Origin of the sequence: Enterobacter cloacae complex sp. 677-3DZ2D5B (genome assembly GCF_004136695.1) — a bacterium.
In the GTDB taxonomy this organism is placed as follows: domain Bacteria; phylum Pseudomonadota; class Gammaproteobacteria; order Enterobacterales; family Enterobacteriaceae; genus Enterobacter; species Enterobacter hormaechei_C.
Window position 1 is genome coordinate 126230 of sequence record NZ_QFLS01000011.1, and the last position, 19376, is coordinate 145605.

Genomic DNA, 19376 nt, shown 5'->3' on the forward strand with positions numbered 1-19376 from the left:
AACCTTTCTTCGTGTGTATAACATAAATCATGCAACAGAATAATTGATTTTGGTTCTGATATCTACCCACCCTGACGTTTTGACATTATTGTAAATGTTTTAGAATATCCCGTAAATATAACCCTGAAATATATGTCTGTTTTAAAGCGTAATATACCGCCCTTCCCCAGGCCAAAAAACCCTGTTTTAAACCGTTCAAAAAGCCGCCTCCAAAATCCCACACAACAAAGGTTTCACACGCGCATAGATAATCTAATTCATTGATATATTTCACTAAAATAGGCACGAGGAGAGAAAATAACGAAGCGCGCAAAAAACGCACAATTTTAGAGAATTTTATGGCTAAAGCGCCAGTAAATAAAAATTAATCACTACTTGTTAGTTAAAAGCCAGAGAGATACGCTATACACTCAAAACAAACCAACCTAAAGCACTAAAGGCTGCAGGTAAAACGCCACTTTTTTGTCCTGTTCGAGGAGTTCAGACATGTTCTCACCGCAGTCTCGCCTGCGCCATGCGGTAGCGGATACGTTCGCGATGGTCGTTTACTGTTCCGTCGTGAATATGCTGATTGAAATTTTCCTGTCGGGAATGTCCTTTGAGCAATCTCTCTCGTCGCGCCTGGTGGCCATTCCGGTGAATATCATGATCGCCTGGCCGTACGGCCTGTACCGCGATGCAGTGATGCGTTTAGCCCGGCGTATTAGCCCGGCGGGTTGGGTAAAAAACCTGGCGGACGTGCTGGCTTACGTGACGTTCCAGTCCCCGGTGTATGTGTTTATTTTGCTGACGGTGGCCGCAGACTGGCATCAAATCGCCGCTGCGGTAAGTTCAAATATCGTGGTATCCATGCTGATGGGTGCGGTGTACGGTTACTTTCTTGACTACTGCCGCCGCCTGTTCAAAGTCAGCCCTTATAGCCAGGCAAAAGCGTAAGGTAAGGCGACTGGCTCATGCCAGTCGCAGAGTTATTGTACGTCGCCAAACAGCCCTTTCAGGAATCGCTCCAGCGCCATACGCGAGCTGAAACCGTGCGGAATACCATAATGTTCATGCGTCTCGCCGCCTAAATAGAGCGGAAATTGCTGATAATGATCGCAGGTTTTAATATCCGAGGCGGGCTCAGCAAATGACAGGCTTCTGTCTTTGAGTGTCGGGTGAATAATGAGAGCAGTACGCCCCATTCTTGCTTCACGGTTGACGTAAACATAATTCTCACCACGGCGATATCCGTACGCTTTTGATGTTACCTCATCCATGGTGAACCCTTCTTTTTCAAGAACGCGCGCCACCTCATCGGGTCGTAAATACATATCTTTTCCTCATTATCATTCCTGCCCGGCAACCTTACAGTATTCAGCATTAGCAGGGCTTTCAGAATATTCCATAAACTGCCCGATAAGCCGTGACTCGCTTCAGATATTACATTTCTGGACTAAACTTAACGGGAACACAAATTATGGAGGATCGTATGTTTAACAGACCGAACCGAAACGATATTAATGACGACACACAGGATATTCGTAACGATGTCAGCCAATTAGCGGACACGCTGGAAGCCGTATTGAAATCCTGGGGCTCTGACGCGAAGGACGAAGCAGATGCCGCGAAACGTAAGGCTCAGTCTCTGCTGCGTGAAACGCGGGCAAGGATGAACGGCCGCTCACGTACCACTCAGGCGGCCTGCGACATGGCCAGCTGCGCCACCACCTTCGTACGTGAAAAACCGCTTTGTACGCTGGGAACGGTCGCGGCGGTCGGGATTTTTGTCGGCGCCCTGCTTAGTCTGCGTAAGTAAGCGCGCGTTCTTAGCCCCGGTAGCCTCAGGCGCCGGGGCTTTTCTTTGCCTGACAACCTGAAAAAACCGTACAGCCCGCCCTGCCCCGCCAGGCTCATCATCGGGGCCTTATTAATCTGAATTTCCCATATCTTGTGTGGTTGAAACTTATATAAACTACATCTAGTATTCCCTTTAGTAAGACACACACAATATGACGCGTTTACTCGCGCCGTCCTCTCATTCTAAATGGAAATGCGAATCATGAGCATTATTATTTACACTCGTAACGATTGTGTTCAGTGCCACGCCACGAAACGGGCGATGGAGAGCCGCGGCGTGGCATTTGAGATGGTCAATATTGATCAGGTGCCCGACGCGGCAGACACCCTGCGGGCGCAGGGTTTCCGTCAGCTTCCGGTTGTGGTTGCCGGCGACACCAGCTGGTCTGGCTTCCGTCCGGACATGATCAACCGCCTTGCCGCTCAGGGCGTCAGTGCATGAGCACGCTGGTCTACTTTTCCAGCAGCTCGGAAAACACGCTTCGGTTTATGGAGCGTCTCGGGCTGCCCGCGATACGCATTCCGCTGAACGAGCGGGAGCGTATTCAGGTAGACGAACCCTACATTCTGGTGGTGCCCAGCTATGGCGGTGGCGGCACCGCAGGGGCTGTGCCTCGTCAGGTGATCCGCTTTCTGAACGATCCCCATAACCGACAGCTTATTCGCGGCGTGATCGCCGCAGGCAATCGCAACTTCGGCGAGGCCTTTGCCCGCGCCGGGGATGTCATCTCTCAAAAATGCGGCGTGCCGTATCTCTATCGTTTTGAACTGATGGGGACACAGCAGGACGTAGAGAACGTGCGTAAAGGAGTGAACGAATTTTGGCAACGACAACCGCAGAGCGCGTGATTCAGGCAACGCCGGATTACCACGCATTAAACGCCATGCTAAACCTCTATGACCGGGAGGGGCGCATTCAGTTTGATAAAGATCGTGAGGCGGTGGACGCCTTTTTTGCCGCTCATGTGCGCCCGAACAGCATCGTTTTTGGCAGCCAGCAGGAACGTCTCGACTGGCTGGTAAAAGAGGGTTATTACGAAGAGCGTGTCCTGACCCGCTACGACCGCGCCTTCGTGGTGGCATTGTTTGAACGGGCGCACGCCAGCGGTTTTCGCTTCCAGACGTTTCTCGGCGCGTGGAAGTATTACACCAGCTACACCCTGAAAACCTTTGACGGCAAATGCTATTTAGAAAGCTTTGAAGATCGGGTGGTGATGGTGGCGCTGACGCTGGCGCAGGGCGATGAAGTGCTGGCCGAAAGTCTCACGGAGGAGATCCTCTCCGGCCGCTTCCAGCCCGCCACGCCAACGTTCCTTAACTGCGGGAAAGCCCAGCGCGGCGAGCTGGTCTCCTGCTTCCTGCTGCGTATTGAAGACAATATGGAGTCGATTGGCCGTGCGGTAAATTCGGCGCTACAGCTTTCGAAACGCGGCGGCGGTGTGGCATTTCTGCTTTCGAACCTGCGGGAAGCGGGCGCGCCGATTAAGCGCATCGAAAATCAGTCCTCCGGCGTCATCCCGGTGATGAAGATGCTGGAAGATGCCTTTTCGTACGCCAACCAGCTTGGCGCGCGTCAGGGCGCGGGTGCGGTTTATCTGCACGCGCACCACCCGGACATTCTGCGTTTTCTGGATACCAAACGTGAAAACGCCGATGAAAAGATCCGCATTAAAACCCTGTCGCTCGGCGTGGTGATCCCGGATATCACGTTTAAGCTGGCTAAAGAGAATGCCGACATGGCGCTCTTCTCACCGTATGATGTTGAGCGGATTTACGGCAAAGCCTTTGGCGACGTGGCGATAAGCGAGCTGTACGACGAGCTGGTGGCCGACGATCGCATTCGTAAAAAAACCATCAACGCCCGGGATTTCTTCCAGACGCTGGCTGAAATTCAGTTTGAATCCGGTTATCCGTACATCATGTACGAGGATACGGTGAACCGCGCCAACCCGATTGGCGGGCGCATCAACATGAGCAATCTGTGCTCGGAGATTTTGCAGGTCAACAGCGCGTCCAGCTACGACGAGAACCTCGACTACGCGGACGTGGGCAAGGATATCTCCTGTAACCTCGGGTCGCTGAATATTGCCCACACCATGGACTCTCCCGATTTTGGCCGCACGGTAGAGACCGCCATTCGCGGACTGACGGCGGTATCAGACATGAGCCACATCCGCAGCGTACCGTCTATTGAAGCGGGCAACGCCGCGTCGCATGCCATCGGCCTTGGGCAGATGAACCTGCACGGCTATCTGGCGCGGGAGGGCATCGCCTACGGCAGCCCCGAAGGGCTGGATTTCACCAACCTTTATTTCTACACCGTCACCTGGCATGCGGTGCATACCTCGATGATGCTGGCGCGCGAACGCCACCAGCGGTTCGCAGGCTTTGAGCAGTCCCGCTACGCCAGCGGAGAGTATTTCAGCCAGTATCTGGAAGGCGACTGGCAGCCGAAAACCGAAAAAGTACGCGCGCTGTTTGCCCGCGCTGGCATCACCCTGCCGACGCGTGAGATGTGGCAACAGCTGCGTGAAGAGGTGATGCGCTACGGCATTTATAACCAGAACCTTCAGGCGGTGCCGCCAACCGGCTCCATTTCCTATATCAATCACGCCACGTCGAGCATCCACCCCATCGTGTCGAAGATTGAAATCCGTAAGGAAGGCAAAACCGGGCGCGTCTACTACCCTGCCCCGTTTATGACCAATGAGAATCTGGCTCTGTACCAGGACGCCTATGAAATTGGCCCGGAAAAGATCATTGATACCTACGCCGAGGCGACTAAACATGTGGATCAGGGGCTGTCGCTGACGCTCTTCTTCCCGGACACCGCCACCACGCGGGATATCAACAAAGCGCAGATCTACGCCTGGAAGAAAGGCATCAAAACGCTGTACTACATTCGCCTGCGCCAGCTCGCGCTGGAAGGCACCGAAATTGAAGGCTGCGTGTCCTGCGCGCTGTAAGGAGAAAGGATGAAACTGTCACGCGTAAGCGCCGTTAACTGGAACAAAATTCAGGATGATAAAGACCTGGAGGTATGGAACCGCCTGACCAGCAACTTCTGGCTGCCGGAAAAGGTGCCGCTCTCCAACGATATTCCGGCCTGGCAAACTCTGAGCCATGCCGAGCAGCAGCTGACAATCCGCGTCTTCACCGGCCTGACGCTGCTGGACACCATTCAGAATACCGTGGGTGCGCCCGCGCTGATGAGTGATGCGCTGACCCCGCACGAGGAGGCGGTAATGTCGAATATCAGCTTTATGGAGGCGGTGCATGCCCGCTCTTACAGCTCGATTTTCTCCACTCTGTGCCAGACCAGAGACGTGGACGCCGCCTACGCCTGGAGTGAAGAGAGCGCGTCATTGCAGCGCAAGGCAGATCTGGTGCTGGAATATTACCGGGCCGACGAGCCGCTGAAGAAGAAGATCGCCAGCGTATTCCTGGAATCTTTCCTCTTCTATTCCGGCTTCTGGCTGCCTATGTACTGGTCGAGCCGGGGCAAGCTCACCAACACCGCCGATTTGATTCGCCTCATCATCCGCGATGAAGCGGTACACGGGTATTACATCGGCTATAAGTACCAGAAAGGACTGGAGAAAGCCACCCCGGAAAAACGCGAGGAACTCAAAGGTTTTGCCCTCGATTTACTGATGGATCTGTATGACAACGAGCTGAGCTATACCGAGGAGCTGTACGCCGGAACGGGCTGGGAAGAGGACGTAAAAGCCTTCCTCTGCTACAACGCCAACAAAGCGCTGATGAACCTGGGCTACGAAGCGTTATTCCCACCAGACATGGCGGAAATGAACCCGGCGATCCTCGCGGCGCTGTCGCCCAACGCCGATGAAAACCACGACTTCTTTTCCGGGTCCGGCTCGTCGTACGTGATGGGTAAAGCGGTGGAGACGCAAGACGAGGACTGGGATTTTTAATGAATGAATTAACGTTCATTAATTAACTCTGCATTTCATTATTTCCAGCCAAATATTCCACCAGGTACTACACTGTAATTTCCCCATCATATTCGCCTGAAACACACCGATTCAGGCGAAATTTCCCCATGCAGCAGCAAAAAATTGAGAAAAATTCAAACCGCCCTCAGCCCTTTATTCATGGGAAATTCAGCCGTTTCGCTTGCGGCAAAATTCTGGCCTTCGGCTGGCCCAGGGTTGTCTCAGATTCTGAGTATGTTAGGGTAATGCCAGTTAACTATTTACCATGGTAATCATATCGACATAAACAAATAACAGGACACTCTCTATTGCATGGCAATTAAATTAGAAGTGAAAAATCTTTATAAAGTATTTGGCGAGCACCCGCAGCGTGCTTTCAAATATATTGAGAAAGGCCTTTCGAAAGAGCAAATTCTGGAAAAAACCGGGCTATCGCTTGGCGTTAAAGACGCCAGTCTGGCCATTGAAGAAGGCGAGATTTTTGTCATCATGGGATTATCCGGCTCGGGTAAATCCACTATGGTTCGCCTTCTCAATCGCCTGATTGAACCCACCCGCGGGCAGGTGCTGATTGACGGCGTGGATATCGCCAGAATATCCGACGCTGAGCTTCGCGAGGTGCGCAGAAAGAAGATTGCGATGGTGTTCCAGTCATTCGCGCTGATGCCGCACATGACGGTGCTGGATAATACCGCCTTTGGCATGGAATTAGCCGGTACGCCCGCTCAGGAACGTCAGGAAAAAGCCCTTGATGCGCTACGTCAGGTTGGGCTGGAGAATTATGCACATGCCTACCCGGATGAACTTTCCGGCGGTATGCGTCAGCGTGTGGGATTAGCGCGCGCATTAGCGATTAATCCGGATATTTTATTAATGGACGAAGCCTTCTCGGCGCTCGATCCCTTAATTCGCACCGAGATGCAGGATGAGCTGGTAAAATTACAGGCCAAACATCAGCGCACCATTGTTTTTATTTCTCACGATTTGGATGAAGCCATGCGTATTGGTGACCGTATCGCCATTATGCAAAATGGTGAAGTGGTGCAGGTCGGCACACCGGATGAAATTCTCAATAATCCGGCGAATGATTATGTGCGCACCTTCTTCCGCGGCGTGGATATTAGCCACGTATTCAGTGCGAAAGATATTGCCCGTCGAACACCAAACGGCATTATTCGAAAAACGCCAGGTTTTGGTCCGCGCTCCGCGCTGAAGCTGTTGCAGGACGAAGACCGTGAATACGGTTATCTGGTTGAACGCGGCAATAAATTTGTCGGCGTTGTCTCCATCGACTCCCTGAAAACCGCCCTGAGCGAAAACCAGGGAATCGATGCGGCGTTGATTGACGCTCCGCTTGCCGTGGACGCCGAAACGCCGCTCAGCGAGTTGCTCTCTCACGTGGGTCAGGCGCCGTGCGCCGTGCCGGTCGTCGGTGAAGAACAACAGTACGTTGGCATCATCTCAAAACGGATGCTGCTACAGGCTTTAGATCGCGAGGGGACAAACAATGGCTGATCAATCAAACCCATGGGGCACCACTGAAGCAGCGGACAGCGCGGCGCAATCTGCCGATGCGTGGGGTTCGACGCCTGCGCCTGCCGATGGCGGCGGCGCGGCAGACTGGCTCAACAGCGCACCGGCGCCTGCCCCAGAGCATTTCAATATTATGGATCCGTTCCACAAGACGCTGATCCCGCTGGATAGCTGGGTAACGGAGGGGATCGACTGGGTCGTTACCCACTTCCGTCCGGTGTTCCAGGGGATCCGCATCCCGGTGGATTACATCCTGAACGGCTTCCAGCAGCTGATGCTGGGCATGCCCGCGCCGGTGGCGATTATCCTGTTCTCGCTGATCGCATGGCAGTTCGGCAGCGCGGGTATGGGGATCGCCACGCTGATCTCCCTGATTGCCATCGGCGCGATTGGCGCGTGGTCTCAGGCGATGATCACCCTGGCGCTGGTGCTGACCGCCCTGCTGTTCTGCGTGGTGATCGGCCTGCCGATGGGGATCTGGCTGGCGCGCAGCCCCCGGGCCGCGAAAATTATCCGCCCGCTGCTGGATGCGATGCAGACCACGCCAGCGTTCGTTTACCTGGTGCCTATCGTGATGCTGTTCGGCATCGGTAACGTACCGGGGGTGGTCGTGACCATTATCTTCGCCCTTCCGCCAATTATTCGTCTGACCATTCTGGGCATTAACCAGGTGCCTGCGGATCTGATAGAGGCATCGCGCTCGTTCGGCGCCAGCCCGCGTCAGATGCTGTTTAAGGTTCAGCTTCCGCTGGCGATGCCGACCATTATGGCAGGTGTTAACCAGACGCTGATGCTGGCGCTGTCGATGGTGGTGATCGCCTCAATGATTGCCGTTGGCGGGTTAGGTCAGATGGTACTGCGCGGCATTGGCCGTCTCGATATGGGGCTGGCGACCGTCGGCGGCGTCGGGATTGTGATCCTCGCCATCATTCTTGACCGCCTGACCCAGGCTGTCGGTCGTGATTCACGCAGTCGCGGCAACCGTCGCTGGTACACCACCGGCCCTGTCGGGTTACTCACCCGCCCATTCACAAAATAAGGAACAACGATGCGACATAACGTACTTTTTGCCACAGCGTTTGCGACCCTTGTCTCCACCAGCGCAGTTGCCGCTGACCTGCCGGGCAAAGGCATTACCGTGCAGCCGGTGCAGAGCACCATTTCGGAAGAGTCCTTCCAGACCCAGATTGTCAGCCGTGCGCTGGAGAAACTGGGCTATACGGTGAATACCGCCAGCGAAGTGGATTACAACGTGGGCTATACCTCCATTGCCTCCGGCGATGCCACCTTTACCGCCGTGAACTGGCAGCCGCTGCACGACGATATGTATGCCGCCGCAGGCGGTGACAAGAAATTCTACCGTGAAGGCACCTTTGTGACCGGCGCTGCGCAGGGATATTTGATCGACAAGAAAACCGCCGATAAGTATCACATCACCAATATTGAACAGCTGAAAGATCCGAAGATCGCCAAACTGTTTGATACCAACGGTGACGGTAAAGCCGACATGATGGGCTGCTCGCCGGGCTGGGGCTGTGAAGCGGTGATTAACCACCAGAACAAAGCCTTCGATCTGGCGAAGACCGTCGACGTGAGCCACGGCAATTACTCTGCGATGATGGCCGACACCATCGCCCGCTTTAAAGAAGGCAAGCCAGTGATCTACTACACCTGGACGCCGTACTGGGTGAGCGACGTGCTGAAGCCGGGCAAAGACGTGGTGTGGTTGCAGGTGCCCTTCTCTTCCCTGCCGGGCGAGCAGAAAGATATCGACACCAAACTGCCAAATGGCATGAACTATGGCTTCCCGGTGAATACCATGCATATCGTGGCGAACAAAGCCTGGGCCGAGAAAAACCCTGCGGCGGCGAAGCTGTTCTCGGTGATGAAACTGCCGCTGGCTGACATTAACGCCCAGAACGCGATGATGCACGCGGGTAAATCATCCGAAGCAGATATCAAAGGCCACGTGGATGGCTGGATCAAAGCCCACCAGCAGCAGTTCGATGGCTGGGTGAAAGAGGCGCTTGAGGCGCAGAAGTAAAGTACTTTCCCCTCACCCCAGCCCTCTTCCGAAGGGAGAGGGTGTTAGCGTTCCCTCTCCCTTCGGGAGAGGGTTAGGGTGAGGGGCTTAACCGCACAAACACACACATAACAATTCCCCAACATTCACCATCATTGGTTATTATGTTTCCGGAAAAATAATCACTTAACTCACGATTCCTGAAACTAATGACAAAAACAACTCAAGGGCTTAGCCCCGCACTCATCCTTTTAATGTCCGTGGCAACGGGTCTGGCCGTCGCCAGCAACTATTACGCACAACCACTGCTCGACACCATCGCACGCGCCTTCGATCTTTCAGCCAGCTCCGCCGGCTTTATTGTCACCGCAGCACAGCTCGGCTATGCGGCCGGGCTGCTGTTCCTGGTGCCATTAGGCGATATGTTTGAGCGCCGGATGCTTATCGTCTCCATGACGCTGCTGGCGGCGGGCGGAATGTTGATCACCGCCAGCAGCCAGTCGTTAACGATGATGATTATCGGCACCGCGCTGACGGGGCTGTTCTCGGTGGTGGCGCAAATTCTGGTTCCCCTCGCCGCGACGCTGGCTTCCCCGGAAAAACGCGGCAAAGTGGTCGGTACTATCATGAGCGGCCTGCTGCTGGGCATCCTGCTGGCGCGAACCGTTGCCGGGCTGCTGGCGAGCCTCGGCGGCTGGCGCACCGTTTACTGGGTGGCGAGCGTGCTGATGCTTATCATGGCGCTGGCCCTGTGGCGCGGCCTGCCAAAGGTGAAGCAGGAAAATCACCTGAACTATCCGCAGCTCCTCGCCTCCGTTTTCAGCCTTTTCACCCGGGATAAACTCCTGCGCACGCGCGCCATTCTGGGGTGTCTCACCTTCGCCAACTTCAGCATCTTATGGACGTCGATGGCGTTTCTGCTCGCCGCGCCACCGTTTAACTACTCAGAAGGCGTGATTGGCCTGTTCGGGCTGGCAGGCGCGGCTGGCGCACTGGGCGCGCGCCCGGCGGGTGGGCTGGCCGATAAAGGTAAATCTCATATGACCACCTCCGCAGGGCTGGTTTTACTCCTGCTCTCCTGGGCGGCCATCTGGTACGGACACGTCTCCGTGCTGGCGCTGATTGTCGGTATTCTGGTGCTAGACCTCACCGTGCAGGGCGTACACATCACCAACCAGACCGTGATTTACCGCGTGAAGCCGGACGCCCGTAACCGTCTGACGGCCGGGTACATGACCAGCTACTTTATCGGCGGCGCGGCGGGCTCGCTCATCTCAGCCTCCGCCTGGCAGCATGCGGGCTGGACGGGAGTGTGCGCCATCGGCGCCATCGTCGCGGCGATAAATCTGCTGGTATGGTGGCGCGGCTATCACCGTCAGGAAGCAATTCACTAAGTTTTACATTGCTTTGGGTCCCCTGGGGTGTAAAGGGGGCCTGCATCTGTTAAGGTAACAGCAATCATTTATCCCAGAAATTTTACTGTGGGTGACATATTTACTACCGGCATGAATAGTTCAGACCCCTGTCCTCACATCCCCTCTTTCGCGGGTACACACCCCACACTCTCTGTGCTCACCGGGTCACGGATTTACCCGGCGCTTTCTGATGGTGACATACGTTTGGCGGATATAACCGCACAAATAATTCATTTACATTATTTGTCACTGTCGTTACTATATCGGCTGTAATTAATGAGGTTATGCCCAAAATGGATAGTTCGTTTACGCCCATTGAACAAATGCTTAAGTTCCGCGCCAGTCGTCATGAGGACTTCCCGTATCAGGAAATTCTGCTGACCCGCCTGTGCATGCACATGCAGGGTAAGCTGCTGGAAAATCGTAATAAGATGCTGAAAGCGCAAGGGATTAACGAGACGTTGTTTATGGCGTTGATTACGCTGGAGTCTCAGGAAAATCACAGCATTCAGCCATCGGAACTGAGCTGTGCGCTGGGGTCATCCCGTACCAATGCAACCCGTATCGCGGATGAACTGGAAAAGCGCGGCTGGATTGAACGCCGTGAAAGCGATAACGATCGCCGCTGCCTGCATCTGCAACTGACCGAGAAAGGTCACGAATTCTTGCGCGAAGTGCTGCCACCGCAGCACAACTGCCTGCACCAGCTCTGGTCTGCCCTCAGCACCGCCGAGCGCGACCAGCTTGAGCATATTACTCGCAAGCTGCTCACCCGTCTGGACCAGATGGATGAAGATGGCGTCATCCTTGAGGCGCTGCGCTAACGCGACGATCCGCTCAACATTCCAGATTGCTAAAAAGAAAAACTGACAGGCCAGCACGTGAAACTGCTGGCCTTTCTGACAACAGGTCGGCTCAGCCGATGTGAAAATAAAAAGATCGTGGAGAACAACAATGAGCGCAAATGCGGAGAACACCCCCCCGCAGCAACCGGTCAACAAAAAGGGCAAACGTAAGAGCGCCCTTATTCTGCTGACCTTGCTCTTTATTATTATTGCCGTGGCATATGGGATCTATTGGTTTTTAGTCTTGCGTCATGTTGAAGAGACAGACGATGCATACGTGGCAGGGAATCAGGTTCAAATCATGGCCCAGGTGTCAGGCAGCGTGACGAAAGTCTGGGCTGATAACACCGACTTTGTGAAAAAAGGCGATGTGCTGGTCACGCTCGATCCAACCGACGCCCAACAGGCTTTTGAAAAAGCACAGACGGCGCTGGCCTCCAGCGTTCGCCAGACCCGCCAGCTGATGATCAACAGCAAGCAGCTTCAGGCCAATATCGACGTGCAGAAAACGGCGCTGGCTCAGGCGCAGAGCGACCTCAATCGTCGTGTTCCTCTCGGCACCGCCAACCTGATTGGCCGTGAAGAGTTGCAGCACGCCCGCGATGCGGTGGCCAGCGCACAGGCGCAGCTGGACGTGGCGATCCAACAGTACAACGCTAATCAGGCGATGGTGCTGGGTACTTCTCTGGAAAACCAGCCGGCGGTGAAACAGGCGGCGACCGAAGTGCGTAACGCATGGCTTGCCCTGCAACGTACCAAAATCGTCAGCCCGATGACCGGCTACGTTTCCCGTCGTTCCGTACAGCCAGGGGCGCAGATTAGCACCACCACGCCGCTGATGGCGGTAGTTCCGGCGAACAATCTGTGGGTCGATGCGAACTTCAAAGAGACCCAGCTGGCGCATATGCGTATCGGCCAAACCGCAACTGTGGTCAGCGATATTTACGGCGATGACATCAAGTACACCGGGAAAGTGGTCGGTCTGGACATGGGGACCGGCAGCGCGTTTAGCCTGCTGCCTGCACAGAACGCCACCGGCAACTGGATCAAAGTGGTACAGCGCTTGCCTGTGCGTATCGAACTGGATCCTAAGCAGCTGGCAGACCATCCGCTGCGAATTGGCCTTTCCACGCTGGTGACGGTCGATACCGCCAACCGCGACGGTCAGATCCTCGCAAGCCAGGTGCGCAGTACGCCAGCTTATGAAAGTAACGCCCGTGAAATTAGCCTCGATCCGGTCAATAAGCTGATCGATGACATCGTGAAGGCAAACGCCGGTTAAGCCGAAGGTGAGCGTTATGCAACAGCAAAAGCCGCAAAAACCGCTGGAGGGGGCGCAACTGGTCATTATGACCATTGCGCTGTCGCTGGCGACATTCATGCAGGTGCTGGACTCCACCATCGCAAACGTGGCGATCCCTACGATCGCCGGGAACCTTGGCTCATCGCTGAGCCAGGGGACCTGGGTCATTACCTCGTTCGGGGTGGCGAACGCCATCTCCATTCCTATCACCGGCTGGCTGGCGAAGCGCGTCGGTGAAGTGAAGCTGTTCCTTTGGTCGACGATCCTGTTCGTGCTGGCCTCCTGGGCCTGCGGCATGTCCAGTAGCCTGACGATGCTGATTTTCTTCCGCGTCATCCAGGGGATTGTCGCCGGGCCGTTGATTCCGCTGTCGCAGAGTTTGCTGCTGAACAACTATCCGCCCGCCAAACGCTCCATCGCGCTCGCGCTGTGGTCGATGACGGTGATTGTCGCCCCAATTTGCGGGCCAATCCTCGGCGGCTATATCAGCGATAACTATCACTGGGGCTGGATCTTCTTCATCAACGTACCCATCGGTGCGCTGGTGGTACTGATGACGCTACAGTCTCTGCGTGGTCGCGAAACGCGGACCGAACAGCGGCGGATCGACGGCATCGGGCTGGCACTGCTGGTTGTCGGCATCGGCAGCCTGCAAATCATGCTCGACCGCGGCAAAGAGCTGGACTGGTTCGCCTCTACGGAAATCATCGTGCTGACGGTGGTCGCTGTGGTGGCCATCAGCTTCCTGATTGTCTGGGAGCTGACGGACGATAACCCGATAGTCGACCTCTCGTTGTTTAAATCGCGAAACTTCACCATCGGCTGCCTGTGTATCAGCCTCGCCTATATGCTCTACTTCGGCGCGATTGTTCTGCTACCGCAGCTGTTGCAGGAGGTGTACGGCTATACCGCAACCTGGGCGGGGCTGGCCTCCGCGCCGGTGGGGTTAATTCCGGTTCTGCTGTCGCCGATTATTGGCCGTTTCGCCCATAAGCTCGACATGCGCAGGCTGGTGACGTTCAGCTTCATCATGTACGCCGTGTGCTTCTACTGGCGCGCGTATACGTTTGAACCGGGAATGGACTTTGGCGCCTCCGCGTGGCCACAGTTTATTCAGGGCTTCGCCGTAGCGTGCTTCTTCATGCCGCTAACCACCATTACGCTTTCCGGCTTGCCGCCTGAGCGGATGGCGGCGGCATCGAGCCTGTCGAACTTCACCCGTACGCTGGCGGGCTCCATCGGGACATCGATCACCACCACGCTGTGGACCAACCGGGAATCGATGCACCATGCTCAACTCACCGAAGCAGTGAACCCGTTCAACCCTAACGCTCAGCAGATGTATAGCCAGCTTGAGGGGATGGGGATGACGGAGCAGCAGGCGTCCGGCTGGCTTGCCCAGCAGATCACCAACCAGGGGCTGATTATCTCGGCAAACGAGATTTTCTGGATATCGGCGGGGATCTTTATCGTCCTGCTGGGGCTGGTGTGGTTTGCCAAACCACCGTTTGGGGCCGGTAGCGGGGGCGGTGGGGCGCATTAGCCCTCATTACAGGACGCCTTACCCGGCCTACGATCGTAGGCCCGGTAAGCGCAGCGCCACCGGGCAACTTCTACGGTTGTCCAAAACGCGACAGCGATTGTCAGTTCCGATAAAGCAGCACGCCTGAAATCGATTCACGATAGTGAAAAGACAACAGGAGCGCACCATGCTGAACACACCCGCCGACAAATACCAGCCTTACCCCACCCTTTCGTTGCCCGACCGCCGCTGGCCGGAGCAGATTATCACCTGCGCCCCGCGTTGGCTCTCGACCGACTTACGCGACGGTAACCAGGCGCTGGCCGAGCCGATGGACAGCGCGCGCAAGCTGCAATTCTGGGATCTGCTGCTGACCTGCGGGTTTAAAGAAATAGAAGTCGCCTTCCCGTCCGCCTCGCAGACGGACTTTAATTTTGTACGTCAGCTGATTGAGGAGAATCGCATCCCGGATGACGTCACCATTCAGGTGTTAACGCAGGCGCGGGACGATCTTATCCATCGCACTTTCGACTCCCTGCGCGGCGCGAAGCAGGCCACCGTTCACCTGTATAACGCTACCGCCCCGCTGTTCCGCCGTCTGGTATTCGGCATGGAGAAAGCGCAAATCGTCGAGCTGGCGACGCGCGCGACGCGCCTGATTCGTCAGCTGTGTGAAGAGAACCCTGACACCCGCTGGCAGTACGAATACTCCCCGGAAACCTTCTGCTTTACCGAACCGGAGTTTGCGCTGGAGATTTGTGAAGCCGTGGCGGAGATCTGGCAGCCGTGCGCGGCGCGTCCGATGATCGTCAACCTGCCCGCTACCGTCGAAGTGAGCACGCCGAACGTCTATGCCGACCAGATCGAGTATTTCTGCCGCCACTTCAGCCGCCGCAGTGACGTCTGTATCAGCGTACATCCGCATAACGATCGCGGAACGGGCGTCGCCAGCGCGGAGCTGGCCGTCATGGCCGGGGCTGACCGCGTGGAGGGCTGCCTGTTTGGCAACGGTGAGCGCACGGGCAACGTCTGCCTGGTGACGCTGGCGATGAACCTCTACAGCCAGGGCATTAGCCCGAATCTGGATTTCAGCGATATGAATCGGGTGGTTGAAACGGTAGAAACCTGCAACCAGCTGCCCGTCCATCCGCGCCATCCGTGGGCGGGTCGTCTGGCTTACACCGCCTTCTCCGGCTCGCACCAGGATGCCATCAAGAAAGGTTTCGATGCCCGTAAGCCTGGCGAACGTTGGGAGATGCCCTATCTGCCCGTCGACCCGCAGGATATTGGCTGTACCTATGAAGCGGTGATCCGCGTGAACAGCCAGTCAGGAAAAAGCGGAAGCGCCTGGCTTATTGAGCAAAACCACGGCCTGAAATTGCCTCGCGCCCTGCAACAGGATTTTAGCCAGCACGTGCAGCAGGAAACGGATAACCATGGAAAAGAGATGACGCAGAATGCGCTCTGGCAGCTGTTCCGCGCCCGTTACGGCCTGGTGGCGAGCCCGCCATTAGCGCTGCAATCGTACCGCAGCGACAGCCAGCAGGACGGCCAGCTGCGGCTGACGGCAAGCGTCGCCACGCATGGGGGCACCCGCCAGCTGGAAGGCCAGGGAAACGGTTTGCTCTCCGCCGCCGCTCACGGCTTAAGCCGCTGGATCAACGCGTCGTTTGTGATCAAGGATTATCACGAACATACGTTAGGCGAACGCAGCGACAGCCGCTCGGTGGCCTATATCCGCTGCCTGTTCCAGGATGGGACCAGCCGCTGGGGCGTGGGCATCGACAGCGACGTGGCACGCGCGTCGATTCAGGCGCTTTTTAACGCGGTCAGTCGTTCCTGAAGTAATCGCTGGGTGAGAGACCCATTACCCGGCGAAACATTGCCGTAAAGGCGCTGTGGCTGCCATACCCCAGATCCAGCGCCACGCGTAATACCGGCTGGCCCTGCGCCAGCCGCACTAAGGCTTCCAGCAGTCGCGCCCTTCTCACCCATTCGCCGTAGCTCAGGTCTGTCTGCTGCTGAAAATGACGGTTCAGCGTGCGTTCGCTCATCCCCACAATACCTGCGGCCTGGGCGCTGCTCCAGCTTTCTCCCGGGGCCATTCGAATCTGCTGGCAGAGATGGCGCAGCGCTTCGCTTTCCGGCTCGGGCAGGTGAAACGGCAGCACCGGCATGAGACGAATTTCATCGAGGATCAGCTCATAAACACGTTCATCGCGGCTTCCGGGTGCGTAAGATTCAGGAAGCGTAAGGGAGGTCAGGATCAGCTCGCGCAGCAGGGGCGAGATCTGCACGATCTGGCAGGTCGCCGGGAGATCGGCGCGCGCCAGCGGGTCGATAAACAGCGTGCGGGCGGCAACGTTGCCGGTGATGCGCAGGGCGTGCTGCGTACCCGCAGGTAGCCAGACGCCGCGACCGGGCGGCACCACCCAGCAGCCGGATGCGGTATCCACCCGCACGACGCCGGTGAGGCTGTGCAGGAGCTGCGCGCAGTCGTGCTGATGCCACGGCTCGCTGTCGCCATGAGCATAATCATGCGAAAACGGCACAAGCGGGCGATGGGTAAAGGAGAAGGTGGTGGTTGTCGTCATCAGGATTGTAGGCCCGGTCAGCGAAGCGCCACCGGGCATCCACAGGCACGATACTAAATGTGCAGTTCCTGAAGTTTTTCTTTTGGCAGGGCCAGCTCGTCGTTGCTGTTTACACGAACATCACGTTCGATGATATGACGGGCAATCTCCTGAGCTTCTTCCAGAGAGTGCATCTGGTAAGTGCCGCACTGGTAAACGTTCAGCTCAGGGATCTGGTTCTGCTCTTTCACCTTCAGCACGTCTTCCATTGCTGCTTTCCACGCATCCGCGACGCGTTTTTCTTCAGGCTGACCAATCAGGCTCATGTAGAAACCGGTGCGGCAGCCCATCGGAGAGATATCGATGATCTCCACGCCGTTGCCGTTCAGGTGGTCGCGCATGAATCCGGCGAACAGGTGTTCCAGCGTGTGAATGCCTTTCTCTGGCATCACTTCTTTATTCGGCACGCAGAAGCGCAGGTCGAAAACGGTGATCGTGTCGCCGTGCGGCGTGTTCATGGTCTTCGCCACGCGGACTGCTGGTGCTTCCATACGGGTATGGTCGACAGTAAAGCTATCTAATAACGGCATACGTCACCTCCGATAGTGATTTTTTTTAAAATAAACTGAACTCTTCTACAGAATGCGCGTCTGAGTATATGAAAGACGCGCATTTGTTATCATCATCCCTGAATTCAGAGATGTATATTTTGGCCACAGCGATGTGGCCTTTTTCTTTTGGTTCAGGCCTGCTTCGCCAGAAACGCCTCAAACGACTCCGTATCCGCCGCTTCGACCTCTTTCTGACGCACAACGGACGCATCGCGCTCTGCCACAAAATCCGCTTCGCTCAGGATCTCTAACGGCTCCTGCATCAGCATCTCACGGTACTCCGCTGAGAGTGAACGCCCTGTGCCACCAATTCCCTGCTCAATCATAGAACGCAGAATACGTGCTGAGAATGTCCGTTCCGGGTTATCAAAGCTTTCAACCAGTTCGTCGCAGACCTTCTGGTAAGCTTCGCCGCCGTACACGCTATCCAGCGTCTGGGCTACGCGCTTCAGGTCATGGAACAGATCCTTCCCTACCTTAGACAGTGGGAACTGAGCCGTTTCACAGCCAATACCTAACGTCAGGCCCGGCTTGCGCCCTTCCAGAATCACGCGATTCCAGTTGGCACGGGTACACAGCAGTTCGTCGGAACTCATTTCCGGCGCATCCGCCAGTACGCACCAGACCATAAACAGGTCAAGGAAACGAACCTGCTGCTCGTCAACGCCAATCGGTGAGAACGGGTTGATATCCAGCGAGCGCACTTCAATGTATTCGATCCCGCCGCGCTGTAGCGCATCCGACGGCGTTTCACCGCTGCGCGTCACGCGCTTCGGACGAATCGGCGCATACAGTTCATTTTCAATCTGCAACACGTTGGTGTTAATTTGCAGGCGTTTGCCGTCTTTTTCGAGGCCGATTTTTTCGTACTCTTCCGACGGGGTTTTTATCGCCCGCTTCAAGCCTGCCACATATTCGTGCAGATCGTTAAACGTAATTCCGAGATTGCTTTGCGATTTATTGGTATAGCCAAGGTCGCTCAGGCGCAGGGAGGTCGCGTATGGCAGGTAATACATGCCACATTCGGTCTTCTCGAACGGTAGCGTGGTCGGTTTCCCTTGCAGGAACGATGAACAGATAGCCGGGGACGCGCCGAACAGATACGGAATAACCCAGCCAAAACGGTAGTAGTTGCGGATCAGGCGGAAGTAGCCCGCGGAGATCGCTTCTTTATCCGTTTCACCGCACTTCGCCTGCCAGAACGCCATCGGCAGAGAAAAGTTGTAGTGCACGCCAGAGATCGTCTGCATCAATGCGCCGTAGCGGTTTTTCAGTCCTTCGCGATACAGCGTTTTCAGCCGACCTATATTCGAGGTACCGTACTGCGCCAGCTCGATATCCTGCCCCTGCTCGATATAGCACGGCATGCTGAGCGGCCACATACGCTCGTCGCCGAGGTTGCGGGCGGTGAAGCGATGCACGTCGCGCATGATCGTCAGCATATGATCAATATCACCGTCTACTGGCGTGATGAACTCCAGCAGCGCTTCGGCGAAATCGGTTGTGATCCATTTATGTGTCAGCGCCGAGCCTAACGCCTTCGGGTGTCCCGTAGTCGCTAAGCTACCATCCGCATTTACGCGCAGCGTTTCGCGCTCAAGCCCACGCTGAATCCCCTTCAGTGCCTGAGGGTGATTTTCCAGCCAGGCCAGCGCCTGTGATACGTCCGGGATCAATTTGACCTCCCGCCTGTCAAAAAATTGTCACTCAGCATAATTGTAATGGTTGACGATTGAAGGTCGCGAATTCATTCCAC

General features: G+C 55.9%; 18 protein-coding genes. 14 read left to right on the forward strand and 4 right to left on the reverse strand.

All coding sequences use genetic code 11. The annotated features are described in order from the left end of the window. Positions 1 to 486: 486 nt before the first annotated feature. Entirely contained in the window at positions 487 to 936 is a 450-nt protein-coding gene (alaE, locus tag DD597_RS18235; RefSeq protein WP_129256489.1) for an L-alanine exporter AlaE, read from the forward strand. 32 nt (positions 937 to 968) lie between these two features. Here the strand turns inward: alaE and DD597_RS18240 are convergent, their stop codons facing one another. Next, positions 969 to 1313 (reverse strand): DUF2002 family protein, encoded by a 345-nt coding sequence (locus DD597_RS18240; protein ID WP_006811693.1) that lies wholly within the window; start codon positions 1311 to 1313, stop codon positions 969 to 971. 158 nt (positions 1314 to 1471) lie between these two features. Between DD597_RS18240 and DD597_RS18245 the strand changes: the two genes are divergently transcribed. The 13 genes from DD597_RS18245 to leuA all read left to right on the forward strand — a co-directional run bounded on the left by DD597_RS18245 (position 1472) and on the right by leuA (position 16279). Continuing rightward, entirely contained in the window at positions 1472 to 1798 is a 327-nt protein-coding gene (locus DD597_RS18245) for a DUF883 domain-containing protein (protein ID WP_017382769.1), read from the forward strand. 243 nt (positions 1799 to 2041) lie between these two features. Continuing rightward, positions 2042 to 2281: a glutaredoxin-like protein NrdH gene (gene nrdH / locus DD597_RS18250; RefSeq protein WP_017382770.1), complete on the forward strand. Its 240-nt coding sequence runs from the start codon at positions 2042 to 2044 to the stop codon at positions 2279 to 2281. Next, a complete protein-coding gene (nrdI, locus tag DD597_RS18255) occupies positions 2278 to 2688 on the forward strand; it encodes a class Ib ribonucleoside-diphosphate reductase assembly flavoprotein NrdI (RefSeq protein ID WP_003862188.1) in 411 nt (136 codons plus the stop codon). Before nrdH ends, nrdI begins: the two co-directional genes overlap by 4 nt. Continuing rightward, complete coding sequence (nrdE, locus tag DD597_RS18260; protein ID WP_129256490.1) at positions 2661 to 4805, forward strand: class 1b ribonucleoside-diphosphate reductase subunit alpha; 2145 nt, start codon at positions 2661 to 2663, stop codon at positions 4803 to 4805. Before nrdI ends, nrdE begins: the two co-directional genes overlap by 28 nt. 9 nt (positions 4806 to 4814) lie before the next feature. After that, positions 4815 to 5774, forward strand: a complete 960-nt coding sequence (gene nrdF, locus DD597_RS18265; RefSeq protein ID WP_129256491.1) for a class 1b ribonucleoside-diphosphate reductase subunit beta — start codon at positions 4815 to 4817, stop codon at positions 5772 to 5774. A gap of 333 nt (positions 5775 to 6107) precedes the next feature. Then, complete coding sequence (proV, locus tag DD597_RS18270) at positions 6108 to 7310, forward strand: glycine betaine/L-proline ABC transporter ATP-binding protein ProV (protein WP_022649131.1); 1203 nt, start codon at positions 6108 to 6110, stop codon at positions 7308 to 7310. Beyond that, positions 7303 to 8367 (forward strand): glycine betaine/L-proline ABC transporter permease ProW, encoded by a 1065-nt coding sequence (gene proW, locus DD597_RS18275; RefSeq protein ID WP_015571659.1) that lies wholly within the window; start codon positions 7303 to 7305, stop codon positions 8365 to 8367. The genes proV and proW overlap by 8 nt, the downstream gene beginning before the upstream one ends. Positions 8368 to 8376: 9 nt before the next feature. Then, entirely contained in the window at positions 8377 to 9372 is a 996-nt protein-coding gene (proX, locus tag DD597_RS18280; protein WP_017382774.1) for a glycine betaine/L-proline ABC transporter substrate-binding protein ProX, read from the forward strand. Between the two features lie 188 nt (positions 9373 to 9560). Beyond that, positions 9561 to 10745 carry an MFS transporter gene (locus tag DD597_RS18285; RefSeq protein WP_022651721.1) on the forward strand — a complete coding sequence of 395 codons (1185 nt, stop codon included), beginning with the start codon at positions 9561 to 9563 and terminating at the stop codon, positions 10743 to 10745. 314 nt (positions 10746 to 11059) lie between these two features. Continuing rightward, positions 11060 to 11590 carry a multidrug efflux transporter EmrAB transcriptional repressor EmrR gene (gene emrR, locus DD597_RS18290; protein ID WP_017694792.1) on the forward strand — a complete coding sequence of 177 codons (531 nt, stop codon included), beginning with the start codon at positions 11060 to 11062 and terminating at the stop codon, positions 11588 to 11590. A 130-nt stretch (positions 11591 to 11720) separates the two neighbouring features. After that, entirely contained in the window at positions 11721 to 12893 is a 1173-nt protein-coding gene (emrA, locus tag DD597_RS18295) for a multidrug efflux MFS transporter periplasmic adaptor subunit EmrA (RefSeq protein WP_022651722.1), read from the forward strand. A 16-nt stretch (positions 12894 to 12909) separates the two neighbouring features. Next, entirely contained in the window at positions 12910 to 14457 is a 1548-nt protein-coding gene (gene emrB / locus DD597_RS18300; protein WP_006811709.1) for a multidrug efflux MFS transporter permease subunit EmrB, read from the forward strand. 166 nt (positions 14458 to 14623) lie between these two features. After that, entirely contained in the window at positions 14624 to 16279 is a 1656-nt protein-coding gene (gene leuA / locus DD597_RS18305; RefSeq protein ID WP_032610003.1) for a 2-isopropylmalate synthase, read from the forward strand. Here the strand turns inward: leuA and DD597_RS18310 are convergent. From DD597_RS18310 to gshA, 3 genes are all read right to left on the reverse strand, one after another. After that, positions 16266 to 17030, reverse strand: a complete 765-nt coding sequence (locus tag DD597_RS18310) for a helix-turn-helix domain-containing protein (RefSeq protein WP_045335717.1) — start codon at positions 17028 to 17030, stop codon at positions 16266 to 16268. The genes leuA and DD597_RS18310 overlap by 14 nt on opposite strands. A gap of 53 nt (positions 17031 to 17083) precedes the next feature. Beyond that, the gene (luxS, locus tag DD597_RS18315; RefSeq protein WP_003862180.1) at positions 17084 to 17599 is read right to left on the reverse strand and encodes an S-ribosylhomocysteine lyase; all 516 of its coding nucleotides are present in this window, start codon (positions 17597 to 17599) and stop codon (positions 17084 to 17086) included. Between the two features lie 152 nt (positions 17600 to 17751). After that, positions 17752 to 19296, reverse strand: a complete 1545-nt coding sequence (gene gshA, locus DD597_RS18320) for a glutamate--cysteine ligase (protein ID WP_023314710.1) — start codon at positions 19294 to 19296, stop codon at positions 17752 to 17754. Positions 19297 to 19376: the final 80 nt, after the last annotated feature.

Excerpts from the sequence above, each read along its gene's own strand:
- alaE (WP_129256489.1), top strand. The coding sequence starts at position 487 with ATGTTCTCACCGCAGTCTCGCCTGCGCCATGCGGTAGCGGATACGTTC.
- DD597_RS18240 (WP_006811693.1), bottom strand. The coding sequence starts at position 1,313 with ATGTATTTACGACCCGATGAGGTGGCGCGCGTTCTTGAAAAAGAAGGG.
- DD597_RS18245 (WP_017382769.1), top strand. The coding sequence starts at position 1,472 with ATGTTTAACAGACCGAACCGAAACGATATTAATGACGACACACAGGAT.
- nrdH (WP_017382770.1), top strand. The coding sequence starts at position 2,042 with ATGAGCATTATTATTTACACTCGTAACGATTGTGTTCAGTGCCACGCC.
- nrdI (WP_003862188.1), top strand. The coding sequence starts at position 2,278 with ATGAGCACGCTGGTCTACTTTTCCAGCAGCTCGGAAAACACGCTTCGG.
- nrdF (WP_129256491.1), top strand. The coding sequence starts at position 4,815 with ATGAAACTGTCACGCGTAAGCGCCGTTAACTGGAACAAAATTCAGGAT.
- proV (WP_022649131.1), top strand. The coding sequence starts at position 6,108 with ATGGCAATTAAATTAGAAGTGAAAAATCTTTATAAAGTATTTGGCGAG.
- proW (WP_015571659.1), top strand. The coding sequence starts at position 7,303 with ATGGCTGATCAATCAAACCCATGGGGCACCACTGAAGCAGCGGACAGC.
- proX (WP_017382774.1), top strand. The coding sequence starts at position 8,377 with ATGCGACATAACGTACTTTTTGCCACAGCGTTTGCGACCCTTGTCTCC.
- DD597_RS18285 (WP_022651721.1), top strand. The coding sequence starts at position 9,561 with ATGACAAAAACAACTCAAGGGCTTAGCCCCGCACTCATCCTTTTAATG.
- emrR (WP_017694792.1), top strand. The coding sequence starts at position 11,060 with ATGGATAGTTCGTTTACGCCCATTGAACAAATGCTTAAGTTCCGCGCC.
- emrA (WP_022651722.1), top strand. The coding sequence starts at position 11,721 with ATGAGCGCAAATGCGGAGAACACCCCCCCGCAGCAACCGGTCAACAAA.
- emrB (WP_006811709.1), top strand. The coding sequence starts at position 12,910 with ATGCAACAGCAAAAGCCGCAAAAACCGCTGGAGGGGGCGCAACTGGTC.
- leuA (WP_032610003.1), top strand. The coding sequence starts at position 14,624 with ATGCTGAACACACCCGCCGACAAATACCAGCCTTACCCCACCCTTTCG.
- DD597_RS18310 (WP_045335717.1), bottom strand. The coding sequence starts at position 17,030 with ATGACGACAACCACCACCTTCTCCTTTACCCATCGCCCGCTTGTGCCG.
- luxS (WP_003862180.1), bottom strand. The coding sequence starts at position 17,599 with ATGCCGTTATTAGATAGCTTTACTGTCGACCATACCCGTATGGAAGCA.